The organism is Arthrobacter sp. TmtSoilC79 (assembly GCF_059739405.1).
The window spans coordinates 2,891,518-2,918,041 of the sequence record NZ_AP046051.1; the positions used below are offsets into that span (position 1 = coordinate 2,891,518).

At 61.5% G+C, this 26,524-nt stretch carries 19 protein-coding genes and 3 rRNA genes; 8 read left to right on the forward strand and 14 right to left on the reverse strand.

From position 1 onward, the window contains the following. Positions 1 to 47 precede the first annotated feature (47 nt). Positions 48 to 1,394, reverse strand: coding sequence for a cation:dicarboxylate symporter family transporter (locus AC6JA3_RS13300; protein ID WP_091554397.1), 1,347 nt, complete (start codon positions 1,392 to 1,394; stop codon positions 48 to 50). Positions 1,395 to 1,531: 137 nt separating this feature from the next. On the opposite strand from AC6JA3_RS13300, the gene AC6JA3_RS13305 reads away from it, so the two are divergent. The 6 genes from AC6JA3_RS13305 (at position 1,532) to AC6JA3_RS13330 (ending at position 8,296) form a co-directional block, all read left to right on the forward strand. Continuing rightward, positions 1,532 to 3,178, forward strand: coding sequence for a sensor histidine kinase (locus AC6JA3_RS13305; RefSeq protein ID WP_223945440.1), 1,647 nt, complete (start codon positions 1,532 to 1,534; stop codon positions 3,176 to 3,178). Then, positions 3,175 to 3,888: a response regulator gene (locus AC6JA3_RS13310; protein WP_223945111.1), complete on the forward strand. Its 714-nt coding sequence runs from the start codon at positions 3,175 to 3,177 to the stop codon at positions 3,886 to 3,888. The genes AC6JA3_RS13305 and AC6JA3_RS13310 overlap by 4 nt, the downstream gene beginning before the upstream one ends. Before the next feature lie 72 nt (positions 3,889 to 3,960). Next, complete coding sequence (locus AC6JA3_RS13315) at positions 3,961 to 4,602, forward strand: GntR family transcriptional regulator (protein WP_223945110.1); 642 nt, start codon at positions 3,961 to 3,963, stop codon at positions 4,600 to 4,602. A 51-nt stretch (positions 4,603 to 4,653) separates the two neighbouring features. Next, positions 4,654 to 6,174: an MmgE/PrpD family protein gene (locus AC6JA3_RS13320; RefSeq protein ID WP_223945109.1), complete on the forward strand. Its 1,521-nt coding sequence runs from the start codon at positions 4,654 to 4,656 to the stop codon at positions 6,172 to 6,174. Further along, on the forward strand, positions 6,175 to 7,080 hold the full coding sequence (prpB, locus tag AC6JA3_RS13325) for a methylisocitrate lyase (RefSeq protein ID WP_091554392.1): 906 nt from the start codon (positions 6,175 to 6,177) through the stop codon (positions 7,078 to 7,080). Between the two features lie 76 nt (positions 7,081 to 7,156). Continuing rightward, positions 7,157 to 8,296 (forward strand): bifunctional 2-methylcitrate synthase/citrate synthase, encoded by a 1,140-nt coding sequence (locus tag AC6JA3_RS13330; protein WP_026542462.1) that lies wholly within the window; start codon positions 7,157 to 7,159, stop codon positions 8,294 to 8,296. A gap of 139 nt (positions 8,297 to 8,435) precedes the next feature. Here the strand turns inward: AC6JA3_RS13330 and AC6JA3_RS13335 are convergent, their stop codons facing one another. Further along, positions 8,436 to 8,942, reverse strand: a complete 507-nt coding sequence (locus AC6JA3_RS13335) for an 8-oxo-dGTP diphosphatase (protein WP_497920156.1) — start codon at positions 8,940 to 8,942, stop codon at positions 8,436 to 8,438. A 56-nt stretch (positions 8,943 to 8,998) separates the two neighbouring features. On the opposite strand from AC6JA3_RS13335, the gene AC6JA3_RS13340 reads away from it, so the two are divergent. Beyond that, positions 8,999 to 9,769 carry a hypothetical protein gene (locus AC6JA3_RS13340; protein WP_026548557.1) on the forward strand — a complete coding sequence of 257 codons (771 nt, stop codon included), beginning with the start codon at positions 8,999 to 9,001 and terminating at the stop codon, positions 9,767 to 9,769. A gap of 28 nt (positions 9,770 to 9,797) precedes the next feature. Here the strand turns inward: AC6JA3_RS13340 and xerD are convergent, their stop codons facing one another. The 9 genes from xerD to AC6JA3_RS13385 all read right to left on the reverse strand — a co-directional run bounded on the left by xerD (position 9,798) and on the right by AC6JA3_RS13385 (position 19,185). Further along, the gene (xerD, locus tag AC6JA3_RS13345) at positions 9,798 to 10,757 is read right to left on the reverse strand and encodes a site-specific tyrosine recombinase XerD (protein ID WP_035761171.1); all 960 of its coding nucleotides are present in this window, start codon (positions 10,755 to 10,757) and stop codon (positions 9,798 to 9,800) included. A 2-nt stretch (positions 10,758 to 10,759) separates the two neighbouring features. After that, positions 10,760 to 11,422 (reverse strand): NUDIX domain-containing protein, encoded by a 663-nt coding sequence (locus AC6JA3_RS13350; RefSeq protein WP_223945107.1) that lies wholly within the window; start codon positions 11,420 to 11,422, stop codon positions 10,760 to 10,762. A gap of 28 nt (positions 11,423 to 11,450) precedes the next feature. After that, the gene (pyrG, locus tag AC6JA3_RS13355; RefSeq protein ID WP_026542457.1) at positions 11,451 to 13,196 is read right to left on the reverse strand and encodes a CTP synthase; all 1,746 of its coding nucleotides are present in this window, start codon (positions 13,194 to 13,196) and stop codon (positions 11,451 to 11,453) included. 191 nt (positions 13,197 to 13,387) lie between these two features. Then, positions 13,388 to 15,127, reverse strand: coding sequence for a DNA repair protein RecN (gene recN, locus AC6JA3_RS13360; RefSeq protein WP_091554383.1), 1,740 nt, complete (start codon positions 15,125 to 15,127; stop codon positions 13,388 to 13,390). Positions 15,128 to 15,130: 3 nt separating this feature from the next. Then, complete coding sequence (locus AC6JA3_RS13365; RefSeq protein WP_026542455.1) at positions 15,131 to 16,180, reverse strand: NAD kinase; 1,050 nt, start codon at positions 16,178 to 16,180, stop codon at positions 15,131 to 15,133. Positions 16,181 to 16,192: 12 nt separating this feature from the next. After that, positions 16,193 to 17,005, reverse strand: a complete 813-nt coding sequence (locus AC6JA3_RS13370) for a TlyA family RNA methyltransferase (protein ID WP_026548554.1) — start codon at positions 17,003 to 17,005, stop codon at positions 16,193 to 16,195. A gap of 4 nt (positions 17,006 to 17,009) precedes the next feature. Further along, positions 17,010 to 17,360 carry a hypothetical protein gene (locus tag AC6JA3_RS13375; protein WP_497920157.1) on the reverse strand — a complete coding sequence of 117 codons (351 nt, stop codon included), beginning with the start codon at positions 17,358 to 17,360 and terminating at the stop codon, positions 17,010 to 17,012. Positions 17,361 to 17,369: 9 nt separating this feature from the next. Continuing rightward, a complete protein-coding gene (locus AC6JA3_RS13380) occupies positions 17,370 to 18,356 on the reverse strand; it encodes an HAD-IIA family hydrolase (protein WP_026542452.1) in 987 nt (328 codons plus the stop codon). Further along, positions 18,349 to 19,185 carry a tetratricopeptide repeat protein gene (locus tag AC6JA3_RS13385; protein ID WP_254779567.1) on the reverse strand — a complete coding sequence of 279 codons (837 nt, stop codon included), beginning with the start codon at positions 19,183 to 19,185 and terminating at the stop codon, positions 18,349 to 18,351. Before AC6JA3_RS13385 ends, AC6JA3_RS13380 begins: the two co-directional genes overlap by 8 nt. Before the next feature lie 12 nt (positions 19,186 to 19,197). Between AC6JA3_RS13385 and AC6JA3_RS13390 the strand changes: the two genes are divergently transcribed. Further along, entirely contained in the window at positions 19,198 to 20,271 is a 1,074-nt protein-coding gene (locus AC6JA3_RS13390; RefSeq protein ID WP_497920158.1) for a hypothetical protein, read from the forward strand. Positions 20,272 to 20,750: 479 nt separating this feature from the next. Here the strand turns inward: AC6JA3_RS13390 and rrf are convergent. The 3 genes from rrf to AC6JA3_RS13405 all read right to left on the reverse strand — a co-directional run bounded on the left by rrf (position 20,751) and on the right by AC6JA3_RS13405 (position 26,299). Beyond that, positions 20,751 to 20,867, reverse strand: a 5S ribosomal RNA gene (gene rrf, locus AC6JA3_RS13395). Between the two features lie 174 nt (positions 20,868 to 21,041). Then, positions 21,042 to 24,186 (reverse strand): 23S ribosomal RNA (locus AC6JA3_RS13400). Positions 24,187 to 24,779: 593 nt separating this feature from the next. Then, positions 24,780 to 26,299 (reverse strand): 16S ribosomal RNA (locus tag AC6JA3_RS13405). Together the 16S, 23S and 5S rRNA genes form the textbook arrangement of a ribosomal RNA operon. Positions 26,300 to 26,524 lie beyond the last annotated feature (225 nt).

Sequence of the window (26,524 nt, forward strand, 5' to 3'; positions counted from 1 at the left end):
GAGGTGCCGGCCTTCGGTGCTATTGCTCCACTTTGTTCACGTTGGCGTCAGACCGTGGCCTTTTCGCGCGTTTCAGCTTCGGGACCGGCCTCTTCTTCGCCGCCGTGGGCGATCATGGTCTGCTCATCGAAGGGCTCATTGCCGGAGAGGACCCGCTCTACCTGGCCGTTGTCGATTTCCTTCACCCAGGTACCGATCAGGACTGTCGCCACTGCGTTGCCGGTGAAGTTGGTCAGGGCCCGGGCTTCTGACATGAAGCGGTCGATTCCCACGATCATGCCTACGCCGCCAAGGAGTTCGGGCTTGTGGGCCTGGAGTCCGGCAGCCAGGGTTGCCAGGCCTGCTCCCGTTACGCCGGCGGCTCCCTTGGAAGCGATGATCATGAAGACCAGGAGCGAGATCTGCGCGCCGAGGTCCAGCGGCGTGCCCATGGCGTTGGCGACAAAGAGGGAGGCCATGGTCAGGTAGATCGCCGTGCCATCGAGGTTGAAGGAGTAACCCGTAGGAACGGTGACGCCGACTACCGGCTTGGAGACACCCAGGTGTTCCATCTTGGCGATCAGGCGGGGCAGTGCAGCCTCGGAAGAGGATGTGGAGAAGATCAGGAGGTACTCGCGGGCCAGGTACTTCATGAGCCGGAAGATGTTGACGCCGGCCACTGCCCGGAGCAGGGTTCCCAGAATGACAACGATGAACAGCGCACAGGTGATGTAGAAGGCCAGCATCAGGGTGAACATGCTCAGGATCGCCTGGGCGCCGGTGGCACCGACGACGGCGGCAATGGCGCCGAAAGCGCCGACTGGAGCCAGCCACATGATCATGATGAGGATGCGGAAAACAAGGCGCTGCCCGTGGCCGATCGCAGTGAGGATGGGGGCTCCCTGCTTGCCCATCTTCTGCAAGGCGAACCCGACCAGGATCGCGGCAAGCAGGGTGGGAAGGACTGGGATGTCGCCGGGGATGATTCCCAGGAGGAAGTCCACCGTGCTGTTGGTGTCAGCTTTCTTGTTTGGATCGTAGGGGGTCAGCTTGAGCCCCTCGCCCGGGTGGATGAGGTTGCCCACCACCAGGCCGATGGCCAGGGCGAACGTTGACATGGCCACGAAGTAGCCCAGTGCGAGGCCGCCTACCTTGCCAACGGTGGCAGCTTTGGCAATGGAGCCGATGCCCAGGACGATGGTGCAGAAAATGACCGGCGCGATCATCATTTTGATGAGCTTGATGAAACCGTCGCCGAGTGGCTTCAGTGACTTGCCAACCTCGGGGAACACCAGGCCGACCACGGCGCCGAGTACAACGGCCAGGATCACCGCGATGTACAGGTAGTGCGACTTGTCGAGCCCCTTGCGTCCAGGTTTGGCAGCTACTGCCGACTCTCCTCGTTGAGAGGTCATGGGATTCTCCTTTGGATACTGTGTAAGGCGCTGCGGTCCTGCACTGATGTCCAATCCGCTGCCCTTGTGTGATATCCATCATTGAGCCGTTGGTGACACACATCACCGTTGCGGTCATATTGGTCATGGAGGTCCATGTGTTTCACAGCTGGAGCATCGCCCGTCGCTTGTTCGTGGCAAACCTGCTGTTCGTGCTGGTCCTGACGGCCGTGTTTGGGGCTTTTTCCGTGGTGGAGGCCCGGGACAGGGCCTATGACAACGCCGGCGGACGGATGCTTGCCCTCGCAACGTCCATCGCGAACAATCCCCTTGTCCTGCAGGCGGCAGACTCCCCGGATCCTTCAGCACTGCTGCAGCCTTACGCCCGTGAAGTCATGGACGATGCCGACGCCGATTTCATCACCATCATGGCGCCGGACCGTACACGATGGACGCATCCCCGGCCCGAGGAGCTGGGCAAACCGTACATCGGAACCATTGATCCTGCCCTGCGAGGCGAAACCTTCACCGAAGTGACCGCCGGAACACTGGGCCCCTCGGTGCGTACCATCGCCCCCGTCAAAGATTCCAGCGGAAACATCAAGGCCCTGGTGGCGGCCGGTGTCACCGTCCGCACCGTAGACACCGATGTCGCGGAGCGCTTGGGAGTCATCGGCGGAATTGCCTTGGTGGTTCTGACCTTTGGGTCCTTCGCTTCGTGGCTGCTGGGACGTTACCTCCGTTCCGTGACCCGCGGATGGGGACCCGAACAGCTGGCACAGCTTTTTGCATACTACGAGTCCGTCCTCCATTCGGTCCGCGAAGGAGTCATCCTGATTGATACCCACGGCAAAGCCGTAATGTACAACGACCAGGCAGCGGAGTTGCTGGGGCTTGGGCCTTCCGACGCCGACCGCTCACCGGACGCTGCCCCGAAACTGTCCGAGCTCCCCCTCGACGGCAGCCTGCGGGCATTGTTCGAATCCGGCCGGCCGGCCCATGACGAGATCCACCTCACGGGACCACGGATCCTGGTAGTCAACCAGGCCCCCGCCGTGGGGCCGGTACCTGAACGCAGCCGGCAGAAGCCAGCCGTTTATGGGACAGTAGCCACCATCCGCGACCGGACCGAGATTGAGTCCCTGGGTACTGAACTGCAGACCATGAAGACCCTCTCCGACGCGTTGCGGGCCCAAACCCACGAACATGCAAACCGGCTGCACATGATTGTTTCCCTCCTGGAGCTGGGCCGAACGCCACAAGCCTTGGAATTCGCCACCAAAGACCTCGAACTCAGCCAGCAACTCACCGACGACATGGTGGCATCGGTGGACGAGCCCGTCATGAGCGCCCTTGTGATGGGCAAGGCTGCAGAGGCCCATGAACGGGGGGTGGAGTTGGAGGTCCGGACGTCGGGAAACTCCGGTGTCCGCGGCTTGGAGATCCAGGACTTGGTGACCATCCTGGGGAATCTGCTGGACAACGCGATAGATGCTGCCGCGGCCGGTGACTTCCCAAGGAAGGTGCAGCTGGACGTTGAAGCCGGGCCCGCCGCCGTCGGATTCACTGTGCGCGACTCCGGCAGCGGCATCAATCCAGGGTCCATTGATGACGTCCTGCAGTACGGCTTCAGCACCAAGTCTGCGGATGGGAATCCGCGCGGTTCCCACGGCCGCGGAGTAGGTCTTGCCTTGGTGCGCCAGGCGGTGGATCGGCTCAACGGTACGATGACCATCAGCAATCCAGGCGGAGCACAATTCCAAGTAGTGCTGCCGGCGCCGGTTCCCGAGGAAGAGAAGGCATGACAGAGATCCGCGTCCTGGTGGTGGAGGACGAACCCATAGCCTCGGACGCCCATTCCGTCTACGTCGGCCGCCTGGAGGGGTTCACGCTGGTGGGAACAGCACCGGACGGCCAGTCGGCACTGCGGATCCTGGGCGAATATTCCGCCTCCGGCGCACCTGTGGACCTGGTCTTGCTCGACATGAACCTCCCGGACCTGCACGGCCTTGATGTGGCCCGCCGGATGCGTTCGGCAGGAGTCTTCGCAGACATCATCGCCATCACGGCCGTCCGGGAACTGAACATTGTTCGCAGCGCCGTGTCCATCGGCGTCGTCCAGTACCTCATCAAGCCCTTCACGTATGCCACTTTTGCCGACAAGCTCAGGAGCTACCAGGCGTTCCGGGAACAGTTGGCGGGCTCCATGTCCGGCATCTCCAAGGCGGGAGCCTCCCAGAGCGATGTGGATCAAGCTTTTGCCAGCCTCCGGGCCCCGACGGAACTACCGCTGCCCAAGGGGCTTTCGGGGTCCACCCTGGAAGCGGTGAAAGAGTTGATGCGGGAGAGGCAGGAGGCAGTTTCCGCCAGTGAAGTGATGGACGCCCTTGGCATGTCGCGCGTCACCGCACGGCGGTATCTGGAATACCTTGCCGACGCCGGCACTGTCACGAGGGCGCCCCGGTACGGCACACCGGGCAGGCCGGAGAATGAATACGGGTGGAACCGCAGCTAGGCAATGTATACATTATGGGTGAATTTTCGCCATTTTCTCGCCCCACTATGATTCTGTGTATACACTGAAGGCATGCGCGCCAGTGATCGGGCCTACTCGGCCCTACGGGAAGACATTATTGAATGGCGCCTTCGTCCCGGAGCGGTCCTGGCGGAAGTTGAGCAATCCGAACGCTTGGGAGTGTCCAGGACACCCGTTCGGGAGGCCTTAAGCCGGCTCACCGCAGAAGGGTTGACGACGGCGGCAGGCGGCCGCGGCGTCGTCGTTACCGACATTTCGCTGGACAGCATCGACGAACTGTTCGAACTGCGCGAAACCCTGGAGGTGCGTGCAGCCGCCCTTGCTGCCGAACGAGGCGAACCGGGCATCTTCGCGGAATTGCATGCCCAGCTGCTGCTGGCCCCGGAACTCTTGAGCGACAATGATCCCGCACGCCACGAGTACTACGCCTTGGTGAGCCGGCTGGACGATGCCATTGACACCGCGGCTGCCAATTCCTACCTGGCCACTGCCATGCGGGGTCTTCGTGTCCATCTGGTTCGTGTCCGCCGCCTCGCAGCTGATGACACTGCCCGCCTCCATGCTGCCGCCGGCGAACATGCCGCGATCGCCGAGGCCATCGCTGCGGGCAATCCACGGCTGGCGGAGGCCGCCACCACGCTGCACCTCCACCGCAGCCTCACCCACGTCAAAGCCACCCACACCCCTCATTAGCACCACATCTGACACACACCTGTCTGAAACATCCTGCCGAGAAGGAGCATCATGGTTAAGAGCAACCACGTCCGCGTCTACAAGAGCGAAGAGAACCTGCCCCGCGAGGAGCAGCTGGCGCACAAAATCGCAGTGGTCGCCGCTGATCCCGTTGAGGTCTCGCCAGAGGTCACTGACATGGTGATCAACCGGATCATCGACAACGCTTCGGTTGCGATCGCCTCGTTGAACCGGGCACCGATCGTCGCAGCCCGTGCGCAGGCACTGACCCACGCTCCGTCCGCGAACGGCAAGGGCGCCGCTGTTTTCGGTATTACTGAGCAGGTCTCCCCTGAGTGGGCTGCCTGGGCCAACGGGGTGGCCGTGCGCGAACTGGACTACCACGACACCTTCCTCGCCGCGGACTACTCCCACCCCGGGGACAACATCCCGCCGATCCTCGCCGTCGCCCAGCACGTGGGCTCCAACGGCGCGGACCTGGTCCGGGCCATCGCCACCGGCTACGAAATCCAGGTGAACCTGGTCAAGGCCATCTGCCTGCACAAGCACAAGATCGACCACGTCGCGCACCTCGGCCCTTCTGCCGCCGCAGGTATCGGCACCCTTCTTGGCCTGGACGTGGAGACGATCTTCCAGTCCGTGGGCCAGGCCCTGCACACCACCACCGCCACCCGGCAGTCCCGCAAGGGCGAAATCTCCACCTGGAAAGCCCACGCCCCGGCCTTCGCAGGCAAGATGGCCGTCGAAGCCGTGGACCGCTCCATGCGCGGACAAACCTCCCCCGTGCCGATCTACGAAGGCGAAGACGGCGTGATCGCCTGGATGCTGGACGGCCCCGACGCTTCCTATGAAGTCCCGCTGCCGCTGCCCGGTGAAGCCAAGCGCGCCATCCTGGACACCTACACCAAGGAACACTCCGCCGAGTACCAGGCCCAGGCCTGGATCGACCTCGCCCGCAAACTCCACAAGGAGCACCCGGAAACCACGGACCCGGCAAACGTGGCCTCGGTGCTGATCAAGACCAGCCACCACACCCACTACGTGATCGGCTCCGGCGCGAACGATCCCCAGAAGTACTCCCCCACCGCATCCCGCGAGACCCTGGACCACTCCATCCCGTACATCTTCACCGTCGCCCTGCAGGACGGCGCCTGGCACCACGTTCACTCCTACGCCCCCGAACGTGCCGCACGCCCGGACACCGTGGAACTGTGGCACAAGGTCACCACCGTAGAGGACCCGGAATGGACACGCCGGTACCACTCCCTGGACATCGCAGAGAAGGCCTTCGGCGGGTCCGTTGAAATCACCCTCACCGACGGCACCGTCATTACCGACCAGATCGCTGTTGCCGATGCGCACCCGCTCGGTGCCCGGCCGTTCGCCCGCGAGCAGTACATCAACAAGTTCCGCACCCTAGCCGCCGGCGTGGTGGAGGAAGCCGAAATCGAAAGGTTCCTCGCCGCCGTCGAACGCGTCACCGAACTCGGAGCCGGCGAACTGGGCCAGCTGAACATCACCGCCGCTCCTGGCGTGATCGACCTCACCACAGCTCCGAAGGGACTGTTCTAAATGCTGTACTCCAAAACCACTCCGGAGCAGAAGCGCCTCAAGCTCCGCGAGTTGCTCGACTCCGGGACAGTGCAACAGTTCCCCGGTGCGTTCAACCCGCTCTCGGCACGGCTGATCGAGGAGAAGGGCTTCGCCGGTGTCTACATCTCCGGCGCCGTCCTGGCAAACGACCTCGGCCTCCCGGACATCGGACTGACCACCCTGACCGAGGTAGCGACCCGTGCCGGGCAGATCGCCCGCATGACCGACCTGCCGTCCCTGGTGGACGCAGACACCGGCTTCGGTGAACCCATGAACGTGGCCCGCACCATCCAGGAACTCGAAAACGCCGGCCTGGCAGGTTGCCACATCGAGGACCAGTTCAACCCCAAGCGTTGCGGTCACCTGGACGGCAAAAACGTGGTGGATATCGACACCGCCACCAAGCGCATCCGCGCCGCAGCAGACGCCCGCCGGGACCCGAACTTCCTCATCATGGCCCGCACCGACATCCGGGCCGTGGACGGAATCCAGGCTGCGCAGGACCGAGCCAAAGCACTCGTAGACGCCGGCGCCGACGCGATCTTCCCCGAAGCGATGCGTGACCTGAGCGAGTTCCAGGCCATCCGCGACGCCGTGGATGTGCCCATCTTGGCCAACATGACCGAGTTCGGCAAAAGCGAACTCTTCACCGTGGAGCAGCTCCAAGGCGTCGGAGTGAACATGGTCATCTACCCGGTAACCCTGCTCCGCATTGCCATGGGCGCTGCAGAGCGTACTCTGGAATCGATCAGGGCTGCGGGGACCCAAGAGGCGGAAGTGGAGAACATGCTCACGCGTGCACGCCTCTATGAACTCGTCGACTACGAGGCATACAACCAATTCGATACCGGCGTTTTTAACTTCCAGGTTCCTGGCGTCCGCTAGGTTCCGGATTCATCAAGGGGAACGCAGGCATTCCGGATCTCCCGGCGCGCCTGCTCTATGAACGAAGGAGTTCAGCGTGGTAGCTGAAGACATCAAAAAGGGCTTGGCCGGCGTCGTTGTGGACTACACCGCCGTCTCGAAGGTCAACCCGGACACCAACTCCCTGCTCTACCGTGGGTACCCGGTCCAGGAACTGGCTGCCAAGTGCAGCTTCGAAGAAGTGGCCTACCTGCTATGGAACGGCGAACTGCCCAACGAATCCCAGTTGGCTGAATTCACAGCCCGGGAGCGGGCCGGCCGCGCCCTGGACCCGGTGGTCAAGACCGTCATCGACGCCTTGCCCACCACCGCCCACCCCATGGACGTCTGCCGCACGGCTGCCTCCGTGCTCGGCGCCCGGCACGAGTTGGCCGAGGATTCCTCGCCCGAGGCAAACATGAAAAAGGCCATCGACCTCTGGGCTGCCATGCCCGCAGTGGTGGCCTACGACCAGCGCCGCCGCCGCGGCCAGGACGCCGTGGAAGCCCGCGAGGACCTGGACTACTCTGCCAACTTCCTCTGGATGACCTTCGGCGAAGAACAGGTCCCTGAAGTGGTGGAGGCGTTCAACGTCTCCATGATCCTGTACGCCGAGCACTCCTTCAACGCTTCCACCTTCACCGCCCGTGTGGTCACCTCCACGCTCTCGGACCTGCATTCCGCCGTGACCGCAGCCATCGGCGCTTTGAAGGGGCCGCTGCACGGCGGCGCCAACGAAGCCGTCATGCACACCTTTGACGAAATCGGCATCCGCAGCGAAGAATCCCTCGAAGAAGCGGCCACCCGCGCCAAGGCATGGATGGAAGACGCCTTGGCCCAAAAGAAGAAAGTCATGGGCTTCGGACACCGTGTCTACAAGCACGGCGACTCCCGCGTGCCCACCATGAAAGCCGCCCTGGACAAGATGATCGCCCACTACGGACGGCCTGAACTCCTGGGCCTGTACAACGGACTGGAACAGGCCATGGATGAGGCCAAGGCCATCAAGCCGAACCTCGACTACCCGGCAGGCCCCACGTACCACTTGATGGGCTTCGACACCCAGACGTTCACCCCGCTGTTCGTCGCCAGCCGCATCACCGGCTGGACCGCCCACGTCATGGAACAGGTAGCCTCCAACTCCCTCATCCGTCCGCTGAGCGAATACAACGGACCGGAAGAGCGGCACGTCCCCTGACACTTGCTGTCGCGCACCAAGACGTACGACGCCGGGCCTGTCACCGAAAGGTGACCGGTCCGGCGTCGCTCTATTAAGCCTGCCCGGGCTGGCTTTTAAGACTGTTGGGACAGGCTGTTAGGCCTGTCGGGACTGGCTTTTAAGCGTTTCTGGACTGGGGATCCACCCAGTCAATGGTGTGGACGTCAGCAACATTTTCGTTATCCGCCGCCAACGCCACGCGCACGGCAATACGCTGCCCGGCGATCATGGCAGGCAACCAGTGTTCGGCGTCGGCCCACATCCTGTCTACGGGAAGCTGCGCTACGGGGAACCACGCAGGGGCGATCTCATCGCTCTCCGATGGATCCCCTTCCCATACGCGGGTCAGGAATACTGTGGTGGCCATGTTCCACTCCGGCCTGGCCGGAAACACAAAGTCAACAGTGCCGGCCGGTATCAGGTCCTTGGCCGCTACTACGACGTTGATCTCTTCCATGACCTCACGGCAGGCAGCTTGCGCAGCAGTCTCCCCCAACTCAACATGCCCGCCGACGCCTACTACCTTGCCCAGGCCAAAACCGGTCTTCTTGGTCCCCAGCAGGACATCTTCGCCATCGATGCCGTCGCGGAGAAGGAAGCACAAGGTCACATGGGCTGCAGTCATGCTGCCTACCTTAACCTGATCTCCCCTGCCGCGGCGGCCATTGCTACAGTGAGCCCATGAGTGAAGGTGGGGGTGACGCGCGGGCTGCTGCAGCCGCCGTCGACGACGTTGCCGGGCCGCAGATCGACGACGACGCCAAAGGTGGCCTGGCTGCTGTTGAATCCACCCGCCAACCGACGCCGGAAAAGGATGCCTGGCTGCCCCGATGGCTTGTAGCCCACCCGCTCTACACCGGATGGGCCTGGACGCTCCTCTGGTCCGGGCTGATCGTGTTGGACGAAGTGGTGGACCTTGCCGGATGGACCTGGTACTTGCTGGTCCTCATGGCTGCGCTGCCCACCCTGGTCTCAACGCTCGTGGTCCTGCATGCCACGCCTAGAAGTCATCTGCGGGCGGTGGACGCAACAGTCCTTGGCCACTTTTTTGTGAGGTTCCTGGCGCTGGTGGCCGCGTTCATGGTGTGGGCCGCCTCTGTGGTGATGAGCGCCTCCATCTCCACCACGGTCCAGACCCTGATAGGCGATTCAGAAAAGGAAGTCACAGCGTTGGGGTTCAACCTGATGCTGGCCGCTGTTCCGCTGGTTCTGTCCATCCTGTGGATGGCCTTCATTGTGCGCTGTGCATGGTTCCTGCGCCGGCTGCGGGGGTGGCGGCAGGTACCGCTGAAGACTCGGGTTCCCAAGAAATTCCTCAAGGGCAGGCCCCGGCTCAAGCGTGTTGTGGTGGGCCTGGCGCATCCGGGCCTCCTGCTGGTGGCAGGCTTGGGAACCTCGCTCCTGGCACTTTTCGTCGACGCCGTGGAACTGACGCTGAACGTCCTCGGCTAGCACGGAGAACAGGCAACGCTGTCCGGGGTTATCCCAAGGCCCTTGGATGTGCTGCCGCATAGACTTCGCGCAACGTATCCGCCGTAACCAAGGTGTACACCTGCGTGGTGGTTACCGACGCGTGCCCCAGCAGTTCCTGTACCACCCTGACGTCCGCCCCGCCTTCCAACAGGTGCGTGGCAAAGGAATGACGCAGGGTGTGCGGCGAGACGTCTTTGGTGATGTTCGCTTTGTCGGCGGCAGCCTTGAGGATGGTCCACGCACTCTGCCTGCTGATCCGGCCACCCCGGGCGTTCAGGAACAGCGCCGGCGTTCCCTTGCCCTTGGAAGCGAGCAAGGGCCGGCCACGGACAACATAGGCTCCGACGGCGCGGGCACCGTAGGATCCCAACGGCACCAGCCGCTCCTTGGAGCCCTTGCCGAACAACCTCACGATTGAAGGGTCACCACCGGTGTCCTGGAGCGAGACGTCGTCAACGTCCAGCCCAACGGCCTCACTGATGCGGGCACCGGTGGAGTAGAGGAATTCAAGCAACGCGCGGTCCCGCAGTCCGGTGGGGCTATCGGAACCGGCAGCTTCCAGGATGCGCGTCACTTCGCCAACGCTGATTGCTTTCGGAAGCCGCTTGCCTGGCATGGGCGGGTGAACATCGCTGGCGGGGTCCGCCGTCGTAGTTCCTTCCAACGCCCAAAACTTGTGGAGTCCACGCACTGCCACCACAGTCCGTGCAGCCGAGCGGACACCCAGGACAGCGGCGCCGTCGCTGCCATCAGACAACGCCTGGACGAAGGCCGTCACATGGTGACGGGTAATGTCGCCTGGCCGCTGTACTCCCTGTCCGAGCAGGAAATTGGAGTACCGGGCAAGGTCCCTCCGATACGCCGCAAGGGTGTTCGGTGCCAGGCCGCGTTCCACGCCAACGTGTTGCAGGTAGTCGGTGACTGCGCGATCAATTCCGTTGGGGGTACGGGTGGGGGCCTCGGCCATACTCAGCGCTGGCTCGGATGTGCCGGCCACGGCGCGTTGGCGGGACGAAGGCCCGTAAAACCATCAGCCTTTGCAGCTGCAGCGGCAAGGATGCCCAGCACAGCCGACGGATTGTGCAAGCGGCCCTCCAGCACCGCCTGGACTGCGTCCTCGAGCGGCACCCAATGCAGTTCAATTTCGGCTTCTTCATCCGTGCGGACATGCCGGTCCGCTGCGGGAACGTCGCTGAGGCCCCGTGCCAGGTAGATTCGGACGGCCTCACTCGATGAACCCGGCGAATTGAAGAAGTCCACCAGGACGTTCCACGTAGCCGCCTTGAGGTCAGCCTCCTCGGCCAATTCGCGGGCAGCGCCCACCACGAAGTCCTCGCCTTCAACATCGAGCAACCCCGCGGGAATCTCCCATAGATCCATGCCGACAGGATGGCGGTACTGCTTCAGCAACAGGATCTCGCCATCCACGTTCATGGGCAACACCGCTACAGCGCCGGGGTGGTCGATGTAATCGCGAACCAGGGTGTCAGTGCCGTCACTGAGCTGGAAGGAATCGCTGACAACGTCCCAGATGCGGCCCTCGTAGACCTTGCTGGTGGACAAAAGACGGCGCGGGCTCGGCATGTCCGAAACCTGCCTTGATGTGCGGGGGGTTTCAGAAATACCGGGCATCGCGCCGTCCTTCGTTAGTACTTGCGTTTTACTTGGCAGCTACCGTGCGGGCACCGGTTTTGGTTGCCACAGGGGCACCTTCGCGACGCTCCAAGGCAGCTTTGACCAGGCCTGCGAACAAGGGGTGGGGGCGCGTGGGGCGGGAGCTGAGCTCGGGGTGCGCCTGCGTAGCCACGTAGTACGGGTGCACTTCGCGGGGAAGCTCCACGTACTCCACCAACTTGCCATCAGGAGAGGTACCGGAAAACACCAGGCCCTCTGCTGCGATCTGGTCACGGTACTTGTTGTTGACCTCGTACCGGTGACGGTGGCGTTCGCTGACCGTCGTGGTGCCGTAGGTCTCGGCGATGACCGAGCCCTCGTCCAGCTTGGCTTCGTACAGGCCCAGGCGCATGGTGCCGCCAAGGTCTCCCTTGCCTTCAACGATGTCCAGCTGCTCTTCCATGGTTGCGATGACCGGGTACTTCGAATCCGGCTCGAACTCGCTGGAGGAAGCGCCTTCAAGGCCAACCACGTTGCGGGCGTACTCGATCACCATGCACTGCAGGCCAAGGCACAGGCCCAGGACCGGAAGCTTGGACTCGCGGGCGAACTTCAACGCACCGAGTTTGCCTTCGAGGCCGCGGATGCCGAAACCACCGGGCACGCAGATGGCGTCCACGCCGGCCAAGGCCTTGGTGGCGCCTGCATGGGTTTCGCACTCATCCGAGGGAACCCAGCGGATCTTGACCTTGGCTTCGTTGGCAAATCCGCCGGCGCGGAGTGCCTCGGTGACCGAGAGGTAGGCGTCCGGGAGGTCGATGTACTTGCCCACCAAGGCAACTTCGACCTCGTGCTTGGGGTTGTGGACAGCTTCAAGGAGCTTGTCCCATTTGCTCCAGTCAACGTCCTTGAACGGCAGATCCAGCGCACGGACGATGTAGGAGTCCAGGCCCTGGGAGTGCAGGGTCTTGGGGATGTCGTAGATGCTCGGGGCATCAGCGGCGTTCACCACGGCGTCGATATCGACGTCGCACATGCGGCCGATCTTCTCGCGCATGGCCTCGGGGACTTCGCGGTCCGAACGGATCACGATCGCCTCAGGCTGGATGCCGATGGAGCGGAGGGCTGCAACAGAGTGCTGGGTGGGCTTGGTCTTCAGTTCCTGGGACGGACCGATGTACGGAACCAGCGAAACGTGCAGGAAAAAGACGTTGTTGCGGCCAACATCCTGGCGGACCTGGCGGGCCGATTCCAGGAACGGCTGCGACTCGATGTCGCCCACCGTGCCGCCGATCTCGGTGATGATCACGTCAGGTGCGTTCTTTCCTTCGGCAGGAAGGCGCATGCGGCGCTTGATTTCATCGGTGATGTGGGGAATGACCTGGACGGTGTCTCCGAGGTACTCGCCGCGACGTTCCTTGGCGATGACTGTGGAGTAGATCTGGCCCGTCGTGACGTTGGCCGAACCTTCAAGGTTTTCATCAAGGAAGCGCTCGTAGTGTCCGATGTCGAGGTCGGTTTCGGCGCCGTCATCCGTCACGAATACTTCGCCGTGCTGGAAGGGGTTCATCGTGCCCGGATCCACGTTCAGATAGGGATCGAGCTTCTGCATAGTTACAGACAAACCGCGTGCCCGCAGCAGGTGACCGAGGCTGGAAGCCGTCAGACCCTTACCGAGCGAGGACGCCACACCACCGGTGACGAAGATGTGTTTGGTCGTCTTGGACGAGCCCGGGAACCGGGAATTTACACGGGAATTTGATCGCTGCACCACGGAATTCGAGCTTATCATCAATTACGCCTTCCAAGCGTCTGTTCGGATTCCCCAAATGGTCAATAGTTGCTCACCACCGCATTCCAAGCAAGAGCTGTACGGGATTTGGTGTGCCAATGTGATGGTGCTCCCACTTGCCTTGGCCCTTCCAGCCCGGGACTGGGCACGCTCCGGACCCGGCGCGCTGTGGGAGCAGGCGCGCTGCGGGACTAGGCGCGCTGCGGAAGCAGCTTCGCGTCGTCGAGCAATTCCTGTGCGTGCGCCTGTGCCGACTCGGAGTCCTCCTGGCCGGCCAGCATGCGGGCCAACTCCTTGACGCGCTCATCGTCGCTGAGGAGTTGGACATCGCTGGAGGTGAAACCGGTGGTGGTTTTCCCGTCAGCTCCGCGCACGGACGTTTTTGTCACGCGGATGTGCTGATCGGCGAACGCAGCAACCTGCGGCAAGTGCGTCACCACCAGCACTTGGACGTGCCGGGCAAGCATGGCAAGCCTCCGGCCGATTTCGACGGCGGCCCTGCCGCCCACGCCCGCGTCCACCTCGTCGAACACGAACGTCGGGACGGGATCCACGGCGGCCAGCACCACTTCGATGGCCAACATCACCCGGGACAGTTCACCGCCGGAAGCGCCCTTGCCCAACGGCCGTGCCGGAGCCCCGGAGTGCGGCTGGAGGAGGAAGGCGATCTCGTCGGTGCCCCATGGACCCAACGGTCCGGTGCCATCGACCTCAATGACCAGCGTGGCATCGGCCATGGCCAGGGCCTTCAGCTCCGCGCTGACACGCGCCGAAAGGTCCTTGGCTGCCTTGATCCGCGCTTTGGAGATGGCCGCAGCCTGCTTGCGAAGGGTTGCCTCAGTGGAAGCAACTTCGGCGTCGAGGGATTCGATACGGCTGGAGTCGTCCTGCAGCTCATCCAAACGGGCCCGGGCGGTTACTGCCCACTCCAGCACTTCGTCGATACTGGGGGCATATTTGCGGATCAGCTTGGCAAGGGCAGCACGGCGTTCCTCGATCTCGGACAGCCGCTCCGGGCCCTCCGTGTCCAAGGCGGCCTGGTAACTGGACAGCTCCGTAGCAATGTCGTTGAGCAGGAACCCGACTTCTGCAAGCCGGGCAGCGGCGGACCGCAGCTCTTCGTCGTGCTCTGCCACGTGCTCCAGGGTCCGCTTGGCGGCATCGACCATGGTTGTTGCATCGCCGGCATCCCCGAATTCCTCCGCAATGAGGGACTCGTGGGCAGCGGCGGCGGCCAGCCTCAGCTCTTCGACGTTGGCAAGCTTCACGGCCTCCGCCTTGAGTGTCTCGTCCTCGCCGGGCTGCGGATCCACCTCATCGATCTCTTTGAGGGCTGCCTCCAGGGATTCGGCCTCGCGCAACCGCTCCCGCGCTTCACTGCGGAGAGTTTCAAGCTCTGACTGGATCGACTTCCAGTGGCTGTACAGCTCCTGGTACTCCCCCAGGGCCTTGGCGAGGGGCGCACCTGCGAAACGGTCCAAAGCATGCCGCTGCGCCGTGGAACTCTTGAGTCGGATTTGGTCCGACTGCCCATGGACAACCACCAGGCTCTCGCCCAACTCGGCCAGGACCCCCACAGGTGCCGCGCGGCCGCCAACGTAAGCACGGCTGCGCCCATCGGCACCCACGGTACGGGCGAGCAGGAGCTCGGCAACGCCGTCGAACTCTTCGGCCTCGCCGCCGGCTTCCCTGGCACGTTCAACGGCACTGTGTGTGGGATCTAGCTTCAACACCGCCTCGGCGGAGGCTGACTTGGCCCCGCTGCGGACGGCACCGGCATCTGATCGGGCACCAAGGAGGAGCCCGACGGCGGTCACCACCATGGTCTTACCCGCACCGGTTTCGCCGGTGACGACGCTCAGGCCAGGGCCCAACGGCAGGGCGGCATCGGTAATGACGCCAAGGTCACGGATTCGGAGTTCTTCAAGCATGGTTCACTTCGCATTCGTGGGATCGGAAAGGTCACCGTCCCGGGGACCATCTGCATCCCGCGGGCTGTCTACATCCCGGGGACTGGGCAACGGAGCCGGCGAAAGGGTGCGGATGACCGGGATGGGGCCGGTATGGACTTCCCCGGTCCGGGGAGCCGGACCCCGCCAGCCATGGATTGGCAGCTCAAACTTGCGGACCAGGCGGGCAGAGAACGGAGTTTTGTGGGTACGTGCCAGTCGCACCGGAGTGGCCGAACGCGTCACTTCCACACGTGCCCCTGGAGGAAGATCCACCGAACGGCGCCCATCGCACCAGAGGACTCCAAGGGCTTCGGTGCGGTTCATGATTTCCACGGCCAGCTTGGACCTCGGAGAGACCACCAAAGGCTTGGCAAAGAGGGCGTGGGCGCTGATCGGAACGATCACCAAGGCCTCCACCTCAGGCCACACCACCGGCCCCCCGGAAGAAAAAGCGTAGGCGGTGGAACCCGTGGGGGTTGCCAGGACTACGCCGTCGCAGCCAAAGGACGTCAAGGGGCGTTCGTCCACCTCCGTGACAACTTCCAGCATGCGCTCCCGGTTGGCCTTTTCAATGGCAGCCTCGTTCAACGCCCAGGTGTGCCAGATCTTTTGGCCCTTGACCCAGACCTGGACGTCGATGGTCATGCGTTCTTCCACCGTGTACTGCCTGCTTGCGATCCACTCCACCGTTTGGGCGAGGTCTGCGCGTTCGCTCTCCGCGAGGAAGCCAACATGGCCCAGGTTCACGCCCAGCATCGGGACGTCCACTTCCCGGACCAGCTCCGCGGCGCGAAGTATGGTTCCATCCCCACCCAGCACCATCACCAGCTCCACGTCTTCAAGATTGACGTGGTCGTTCAGGATCTCGATTGGTGTATCCAACGCTCCGAAAAACCGTTCAATATCGGCCAGTTCGGACTTCTGCAGCACAGGAACCAGCCCTGAGGAATGCAGTTGCGTACAGGCATCCCACGCTGCGCGGAGCGATTCTTCCCGCCCTGTGTGGGCAAGGACAAGTACACGCCTGCTCATCGGTTCTGCTTTCTAGTGGTTCGGCCAGAGTTTCTTGATCAACGCAGCAACGTCCCCGTCCCGCTCTTCGATCTTAGGCAACACCGCGGACATCCCGCGCTTCATCCACAGGAAGTATTCAACATTTCCGTCCTGCCCCGGCAATGGACTGGCCGCTATATCCATCAGGACGAGCCCCGCATCCACCGCAGCCCTGGCGACCTGCGTAACCGCCCGGCGTCGTTCATGGTCCGAAGAGACCACGCCTGTCCGGCTCAGCCGCTCTTTGCCCACTTCGAATTGCGGCTTGACCATCAGGACCAAATCACCGCCGGGTTCGGTACATTGCGCGAGGGGCCACAGGACCAAAGTCAACGAAATGAAGGACAAGTCAGCCACCGTCAGGCTGACGGGCCCGCCGATCTGCTCCGGGGCCATGTACCTGACGTTCATGCCCTCATGGACATCTACCCGGGGATCGTCCCGCAGGTGTGGCACCAGCTGGCCGTGACCTACGTCAACGGCCACGACGTGCGCGGCACCCTGCCGCAGCAGGACGTCGGTAAAGCCGCCCGTGGAGGCACCGGCGTCGAGGCACCGCTTACCGGCAACCACGACGGCGGGAAACGCCTCCAGTGCGCCCGCCAACTTATGACCGGCGCGGCTGACGTAAATATCCTCCAGGTGGGCCTCGACGCTCAAATCCGTTGTCGGGTCGACTTGGAAGGCGGCTTTGGCCAGGACAGTCCCGGCGGAGCTCACCTTGCCGTCGCTGATGAGCTTCGCTGCATGGGTGCGTGACCTCGCCAACCCACGGGTGACGAGCTCCTGATCAAGTCGGGCCATACGCTTAGCTGTCGCTTTCCAGGCGGGGAGTGTTTATGGGGGCGGCAGGCAAACCGGGTTCGGAGTCCAAGGCCTCCAGCAACGAGTCGTGGATCGCTGCGTACAGGTCACCATGATCCGCCACCGGGGCCGCCGGAACGCTGCCCAGTCGATTCAGTGCCTTGTCAACCAGCGGGTCCCCCGTAAGAGTCGCGGAATCGGGCCACTGCACCTCCGGGCGCACCGTTTCGGGGCTCACGGACGCTGGAATCCCAGAGGCAGGACTTCCGGGCACCGAACCTCCTGAGGCAGGGCTTCCGGGCACCGGGCCATCATGCACGGGGCCGGAAGCCGAAACGTTGTGGGGCTGAATCATCGCACCAGTCTAGTGAGTTCGCCATTCCAGTTGCGGAGCGTGGGCCACCGTTGTGTCAGGCACTTCGGCCCACCACGCGGCGCAAGCTGCACGCCAGGCATCGAGGTCGCCCTCCTCACCTGTCACAGTGACGGTTCCGTCCCCGGCAACTGCCGAAGCTGCCCCGCAACGGAACGTCCCGCCGTCGTCTACTACTTCGGGGTACGGGGCGTACAGGCCCTCAAGGTCTGCCAAGAGGTAGCCGGGACGCTCGTCCGTCCTGGCCGCGAGGATGGTCTGTTTGGTGTCAACCCCGGTGAGGACTGCCGCCGTCGCATATCCTGCGCGGTTGCCGCCCAGGATATCGGTGTCCAAACGGTCGCCCACCACCAAGGGACGATCAGCGCCAAGCCGCTTCGCGGCTGCATGGAACAGCGGCGCCTCGGGCTTACCAGCCACCAAAGGCGTCTTTCCCGTAGCAGCCGCCACTGCAGCCACCAAAGTGCCGTTCCCCGGCGCCATACCCCGGGCCTGCGGAATGGACATGTCGGTGTTCGTGGCAAACCACATGGCTCCCCCGGCCACCACATACGAAGCCTCCGCCAGATCCTTCCAACCGATCTCCGGGTTGAAACCCTGGACCACGGCAACCGGGGATTCAGCGGCACTATGCACCGGTTTGAGCCCGACCAACTCGATCTCGTGGGCCAGAGCCGCGCTGCCCGTAATAAGCACGTGCGCCCCCGCAGGCAGCATGGAAGCCAAGAGCTCCCCTGCTGCCTGGGAGGAACTGACCACCTGATGGTCCTCCGCGGGCGCACCCAACTCACGCAGGTGCGCCGCGACCTGGGCCGGGGTGCGGGAAGCATTGTTAGTCACGTAGCCAAGGCCTACGCCTACGGTTTCGAGACGCTGCAACGCCTCCACGGCCCCCGGGATGGCGTGCGGTCCTGCATAGACCACACCATCCAGGTCCGAAAGGACAGCATCAAAGGATGAGATCAGTGAATCAGCCATGCTGGGAGTCGGTGCCCTGGTTGTCGGCGTCTTCTTCCGCTGACTCATCCTCGTCAGCTTCTGCCGAATCGATGTCCGACTCAGCGTCATCGGATTCGAAGTAGTCAGATTCCGCGTCATCCACCTCAACGTCATCATGCTCAACGTCAGCCGCTGCGGCTTCCGCGATGACCGTTTCCGTTTCAGGTCGAACGACGTCGGACTCCGGAGCCGCCTTGACGAAGCGCGGCTTGCGGGCGGCTGCTTCCTCCTGCTCGTCCCATCCGAGGTCAAGGATCTCCGGCTCAGCGAAATCGCCGACGCCCAAGGCATTCTCGGCCACCAGCGCCTGGCGGGCCCACTTGTCCGCTTCCTCCGTGCGACCCACAGCGGTGAGCGCTTCAGCGTAGGCACGGAACAATCGCGGGCTGTAGGAGAAAGCCCTGTTGATGTCCAGCTGAGGAATCTCCAGCTCGGTGACAGCGGCATCAAACTGCTTGAGATCCGCACGGGCACCGGATGCCACCATGGCGAGCTCCACCTTGCCCGGAGCATCAAGGTCCTGGGCTTCGGGAGAACGAACCATATCCAAGGCACGGTCCGGGCGTCCCAGGCCACGCTCGCAATCAGCCATGACCGGCAGGTGCACATTGGACCCGCTGATACGGCGGTACGTACGGAATTCACGCAGCGCCTCGCCGTAGTGCCCGGCCGCGTAGGCTGTCAGGCCCACAGCTTCACGAACAACCGACAGACGCCCGCCGCGACGGCTTGCTGCCAAGGCATGCTGGAACGCCAGCTCCGGCTCGATGTCGATCAAGCGGCCGGCCATGACCAGGTGCTTGGCCACCCAGCCTGCGCTTTGCTCTTCAAGAGTCTTGATTTGGTGGCCTGTTGCGCGGTCCAGTTCCTTACCTGTGACATCCTCATCGATCTCGGGAGAACGTTCGCGGTCGGGACGGTTGGCACTCCGGATGTCCTTGGCGTTGGGAACCCGCGCCGGACGGTCTTCCCAGGAGTTCCCCCGGTCATTGCGGTCACGGTCTCCACCGAAGGAACGACGCTCGCCATCACGGGCGGGACGGTCACCGCGGTCACCGAAGGGCTTACGATCACGGTCGCCGAACGGCTTGCGGTCCCCACGGTCATTGTTGAAGGGACGGCGATCATCGCTGTCGCGACGCGGGCCATCGAAATTCCGCGGACCACGCTCGGGACGATCACCAAACGGCTTACGATCCCCACGGTCATTGTTGAAAGGACGACGATCATCGCTGTCGCGACGCGGGCCATCGAAGTTCCGCGGACCACGCTCGGGACGATCACCAAACGGCTTACGATCCCCACGGTCATTGTTAAATGGCCGACGCTCGCCATCACGGGCGGGACGGTCACCGCGGTCACCGAAGGGCTTACGGTCACGGTCGCCGAACGGCTTGCGGTCCCCACGGTCATTGTTGAAAGGACGACGATCATCGCTGTCGCGACGCGGGCCATCGAAGTTCCGCGGACCACGCTCGGGACGATCACCAAACGGCTTACGATCCCCACGGTCATTGTTGAAAGGACGACGATCATCGCCGTCGCGACGCGGGCCATCGAAATTCCGCGGACCACGCTCGGGACGATCACCAAAAGGCTTACGATCCCCACGGTCATTGTTGAAAGGCCGACGCTCGCCATCACGGGCGGGACGGTCACCGCGGTCACCGAAGGGCTTACGATCACGGTCGCCGAACGGCTTGCGGTCCCCACGGTCATTGTTGAAGGGACGGCGATCATCGCCGTCGCGACGCGGGCCATCGAAATTCCGCGGACCACGCTCGGGACGATCACCGCGGTCATTGTTGAATGGACGACGCTCGCCATCACGAGCCGGACGGTCGTTGCCGTCACGGTTTTCCCTGGAACGGAACCCACGGGGATCCCCGCCTGAGTTGTTGTTGGGGCGGTACGAACCGCGGTCGTCGCGATTGCCGCCAAAGTTTCCGCGATTGCCGCCGCGATTGCCGCCGTTGTGCTCAGCCATGGTGGATTCCTCCTGTTGCGAGCCGACCACTGGCGCGTGCGTAGTCGCTCATAACCCTTATTTCGTTTTCACGCCGCCGGCAGCACTCAGCTACCGACTCGTATGTCTTATGCAATTCTATTCGACGCGACCACAGCGATCGAACGCCTCGGGCCTATTAGCAGCTCCCGTGGGAAGTTTCACAGCTGATGAAGATGCCCACCCTTGCGGCCCATGCAACTCTGGATCAACGGCCCGGGCCGGTTGTCATCCATTTTATGGAGGCCACGCAGAATGCTTACTGGGTGGCCCAGCCGGTGCTTGATGTGGTGCCTGCTTGTGGTGGTGTTGTGGTGGTTAAAGGGGAAGAGCCCCGACCTGGGGTCGGGGCTCTTGCCTTAATGGTTGTCCGGCGGTGTCCTACTCTCCCACACCCTCCCGGGTGCAGTACCATCGGCGCTGTGGGTCTTAGCTTCCGGGTTCGGAATGGGACCGGGCGTTTCCCCCACGCTATGACCGCCGTAACCTTTTTACCCGTCCCGGACTGGCCGGACACCCTGTGTTGGGGTGTGGTTGTCCTGGGTGGGAAGTTTGTGGTTACAACTGTGGTGCTTGGTTGTTATTCAGTTATTTGGTTCCGGCAACCCGTGGTGGGTTGTTGTTCGGGAACCACATAGTGGACGCGTGCAGTGTGTTGTGTGGTGTAAGTTGTTGGCCTATTAGTACCGGTCAGCTTCACGAGTCTTTAGTCCTCGCTTCCACATCCGGCCTATCAACCCAGTGGTCTGGCTGGGGGCCTCTCACACATAATGTGTATGGAAATCTCATCTTGAAGCGAGCTTCCCGCTTAGATGCTTTCAGCGGTTATCCCATCCGAACGTAGCTAATCAGCGATGCACTTGGCAGTACAACTGACACACCAGAGGTTCGTCCGTCCCGGTCCTCTCGTACTAAGGACAGCCCTTCTCAAATTTCCTGCGCGCGCAGCGGATAGGGACCGAACTGTCTCACGACGTTCTAAACCCAGCTCGCGTACCGCTTTAATGGGCGAACAGCCCAACCCTTGGGACCTACTCCAGCCCCAGGATGCGACGAGCCGACATCGAGGTGCCAAACCATGCCGTCGATATGGACTCTTGGGCAAGATCAGCCTGTTATCCCCGAGGTACCTTTTATCCGTTGAGCGACGGCCATTCCACAATGTACCGCCGGATCACTAGTCCCGACTTTCGTCCCTGCTTGAGATGTCTCTCTCACAGTCAAGCTCCCTTGTGCACTTACACTCGACACCTGATTGCCAACCAGGCTGAGGGAACCTTTGGGCGCCTCCGTTACTTTTTAGGAGGCAACCGCCCCAGTTAAACTACCCATCAGGCACTGTCCCTGACCCGGATCACGGGCCGAAGTTAGATGTCCAAAGTGACCAGAGTGGTATTTCAACGATGACTCCACCCGAACTGGCGTCCGGGTTTCAACGTCTCCCACCTATCCTACACAAGCCACTCCGAACACCAATACCAAACTATAGTAAAGGTCTCGGGGTCTTTCCGTCCTGCTGCGCGTAACGAGCATCTTTACTCGTACTGCAATTTCGCCGAGTTTATGGTTGAGACAGCGGGGAAGTCGTTACTCCATTCGTGCAGGTCGGAACTTACCCGACAAGGAATTTCGCTACCTTAGGATGGTTATAGTTACCACCGCCGTTTACTGGGGCTTAAATTCTCAGCTTCGCCACCGAAGTGGCTAACCGGTCCTCTTAACCTTCCAGCACCGGGCAGGAGTCAGTCCGTATACATCGTCTTGCGACTTCGCACGGACCTGTGTTTTTAGTAAACAGTCGCTTCCCCCTGGTCTCTGCGGCCCACACCCGCTCACGGAGAGCAAGTCTCCATCACGGGGCAGGCCCCCCTTCTCCCGAAGTTACGGGGGCATTTTGCCGAGTTCCTTAACCATAATTCTCTCGATCGCCTTGGTATTCTCTACCTGATCACCTGTGTCGGTTTGGGGTACGGGCGGCTAAAACCTCGCGTCGATGCTTTTCTTGGCAGCATAGGATCACCGGATCCCCCCTTACGGGAGTCCCATCAGATCTCAGGCACGTGCTCGAAGCACACAGGAACGGATTTGCCTATCCCTGACCCTACATCCTTAGACCGGGGCAACCATCGCCCGGCCCGGCTACCTTCCTGCGTCACACCTGTTAATACGCTTACCTCCCAGGATCAGGTCCCGCGCTCGGCCAAAACCCACAACACCACAAGGGTGAGCGGGCAGGCTCCGGGCGGTTAGTATCCCCCGCTTGGCATGGGCGGTTTTTCGCCGGTACGGGAATATCAACCCGTTGTCCATCGACTACGCCTGTCGGCCTCGCCTTAGGTCCCGACTTACCCAGGGCAGATTAGCTTGACCCTGGAACCCTTGATCATTCGGCGGACGGGTTTCTCACCCGTCTTTCGCTACTCATGCCTGCATTCTCACTCGTGTAGGCTCCACCGCTGGTTTACACCGCGACTTCACTGCCCACACGACGCTCCCCTACCACTCCACACCCCTGAACCACGAAGGCTAGGGCAATGTGTGAAATCCACAACTTCGGCGGTGTACTTGAGCCCCGCTACATTGTCGGCGCGGAATCACTTGACCAGTGAGCTATTACGCACTCTTTCAAGGATGGCTGCTTCTAAGCCAACCTCCTGGTTGTCTTCGCAACTCCACATCCTTTCCCACTTAGCACACGCTTAGGGGCCTTAGTTGGTGGTCTGGGCTGTTTCCCTCTCGACTATGAAGCTTATCCCCCACAGTCTCACTGCTGCGCTCTCACTTACCGGCATTCGGAGTTTGGCTGACGTCAGTAACCTTGTAGGGCCCATCGGCCATCCAGTAGCTCTACCTCCGGCAAGAAACACGCAACGCTGCACCTAAATGCATTTCGGGGAGAACCAGCTATCACGGAGTTTGATTGGCCTTTCACCCCTACCCACAGCTCATCCCCTCCATTTTCAACTGAAGTGGGTTCGGTCCTCCACGACGTCTTACCGTCGCTTCAACCTGGCCATGGGTAGATCACTCCGCTTCGGGTCTAGATCACGCCACTACACTCGCCCTATTCAGACTCGCTTTCGCTACGGCTACCCCACACGGGTTAACCTCGCGACGTAACACTAACTCGCAGGCTCATTCTTCAAAAGGCACGCCGTCACCAGAATCAGACTGGCTCCGACGGATTGTAAGCACACGGTTTCAGGTACTGTTTCACTCCCCTCCCGGGGTACTTTTCACCTTTCCCTCACGGTACTGGTCCGCTATCGGTCATTAGGAAGTATTTAGGCTTATCAGGTGGTCCTGACAGATTCGCACGGGATTTCTCGGGCCCCGTGCTACTTGGGATACTCTCCAGGCTGCACACAACATTACGGTTACGGGGCTCACACCCTCTCTGGCCGGCCTTTCAAGACCGTTCACCTATGCACGCACATCACCCCACTGGTCCGGCAGAACCAGAACGGAAAGTCCCACAACCCCGCCCATGCAACGCCCGCCGGCTATCACACATGGAAACGGTTTAGCCTGATCCGCGTTCGCTCGCCACTACTAACGGAATCACTATTGTTTTCTCTTCCTGCGGGTACTGAGATGTTTCACTTCCCCGCGTTCCCCCCACGCACCCTATGTGTTCAGATGCGGGTCACACAATCACCTTGCAGCGTTGTGCGGGGTTTCCCCATTCGGACATCCTGGGATCAACGCTCGGTTATCAACTCCCCCAGGCTTATCGCAGATTCCTACGTCCTTCTTCGGCTCCTAATGCCAAGGCATCCACCGTGTGCCCTTAAAAACTTGACCACACAAGATCAATAAACTTACTCGAGAGAACCACGAGCCACTTGGGCCCAAGGTTCATTCATAAGAAATTGCTGTAGAAACACACACACCAACCACCCCCACCCACCCAAAAAAGGGAAGGACAAAAGGATAATCAGCCACCGTGCATGTTTCAGATGCTCGCGTCCACTATGTAGTTCTCAAACAACAACCCCATCAACCAGCCCCCCACCCACCACAACCCACACACCAACGTGCACGGACCATGACAAACAGACAAGGAAAACCGGAAGCAGGAACAAAAGAAACACCAGAAGATGCCCCCCTGCATTGCTGCAAAAAGGTCCTGTTGCCTCAGGACCCAACAGTGCGCCAAACACAACCCACCAACCACGCCCCAGCAGCGTTCCACACACCCCACACCCCCCAAAAGAAGGACACAAGATGCCGTACTAACACCAGGACACAACCAGCAAAGGCCATGCCAAAAAATGATTTGTTGATATTCCACCCATGAGCACCCACCGCAGAACAAACGCCTGCGCAATGGGCAACACTGGCAACCCGTCATCCACCCATGCAGGCAAACAACACGACTGCTAGCAGCTCCTTAGAAAGGAGGTGATCCAGCCGCACCTTCCGGTACGGCTACCTTGTTACGACTTAGTCCCAATCGCCGGTCCCACCTTCGACGGCTCCCCCCACAAGGGTTAGGCCACCGGCTTCGGGTGTTACCAACTTTCGTGACTTGACGGGCGGTGTGTACAAGGCCCGGGAACGTATTCACCGCAGCGTTGCTGATCTGCGATTACTAGCGACTCCGACTTCATGGGGTCGAGTTGCAGACCCCAATCCGAACTGAGACCGGCTTTTTGGGATTAGCTCCACCTCACAGTATCGCAACCCTTTGTACCGGCCATTGTAGCATGCGTGAAGCCCAAGACATAAGGGGCATGATGATTTGACGTCGTCCCCACCTTCCTCCGAGTTGACCCCGGCAGTCTCCTATGAGTCCCCGCCATAACGCGCTGGCAACATAGAACGAGGGTTGCGCTCGTTGCGGGACTTAACCCAACATCTCACGACACGAGCTGACGACAACCATGCACCACCTGTAAACCGACCGCAAGCGGGGCACCTGTTTCCAGGTATTACCGGTTCATGTCAAGCCTTGGTAAGGTTCTTCGCGTTGCATCGAATTAATCCGCATGCTCCGCCGCTTGTGCGGGCCCCCGTCAATTCCTTTGAGTTTTAGCCTTGCGGCCGTACTCCCCAGGCGGGGCACTTAATGCGTTAGCTACGGCGCGGAAAACGTGGAATGTCCCCCACACCTAGTGCCCAACGTTTACGGCATGGACTACCAGGGTATCTAATCCTGTTCGCTCCCCATGCTTTCGCTCCTCAGCGTCAGTTACAGCCCAGAGACCTGCCTTCGCCATCGGTGTTCCTCCTGATATCTGCGCATTTCACCGCTACACCAGGAATTCCAGTCTCCCCTACTGCACTCTAGTCTGCCCGTACCCACTGCAGAACCGGAGTTGAGCCCCGGTCTTTCACAGCAGACGCGACAAACCGCCTACGAGCTCTTTACGCCCAATAATTCCGGATAACGCTTGCGCCCTACGTATTACCGCGGCTGCTGGCACGTAGTTAGCCGGCGCTTCTTCTGCAGGTACCGTCACTTTCGCTTCTTCCCTACTGAAAGAGGTTTACAACCCGAAGGCCGTCATCCCTCACGCGGCGTCGCTGCATCAGGCTTGCGCCCATTGTGCAATATTCCCCACTGCTGCCTCCCGTAGGAGTCTGGGCCGTGTCTCAGTCCCAGTGTGGCCGGTCACCCTCTCAGGCCGGCTACCCGTCGTCGCCTTGGTAGGCCATTACCCCACCAACAAGCTGATAGGCCGCGAGTCCATCCAAAACCACAAAAGCTTTCCACCCCCCACCATGCGATGAGGAGTCATATCCGGTATTAGACCCAGTTTCCCAGGCTTATCCCAGAGTCAAGGGCAGGTTACTCACGTGTTACTCACCCGTTCGCCACTAATCCCCCAGCAAGCTGGGATCATCGTTCGACTTGCATGTGTTAAGCACGCCGCCAGCGTTCATCCTGAGCCAGGATCAAACTCTCCGTTGAAGTAAAACAAATCAAACAGACACAACCACACCCACCGGAAATAACGACAGGACGCGGCTGCACAAAATTCGAAACCAGCTGAAAACCAGACCACCACACACGGGGGTGCGCAGCAATCCGGCCATAATTTCAACCAATCAATAAAACAATCGGCATCAACAAACTTGGCACACTATTGAGTTCTCAAACAACAGACACTACCGGCACCACCCACACCCACCAGGG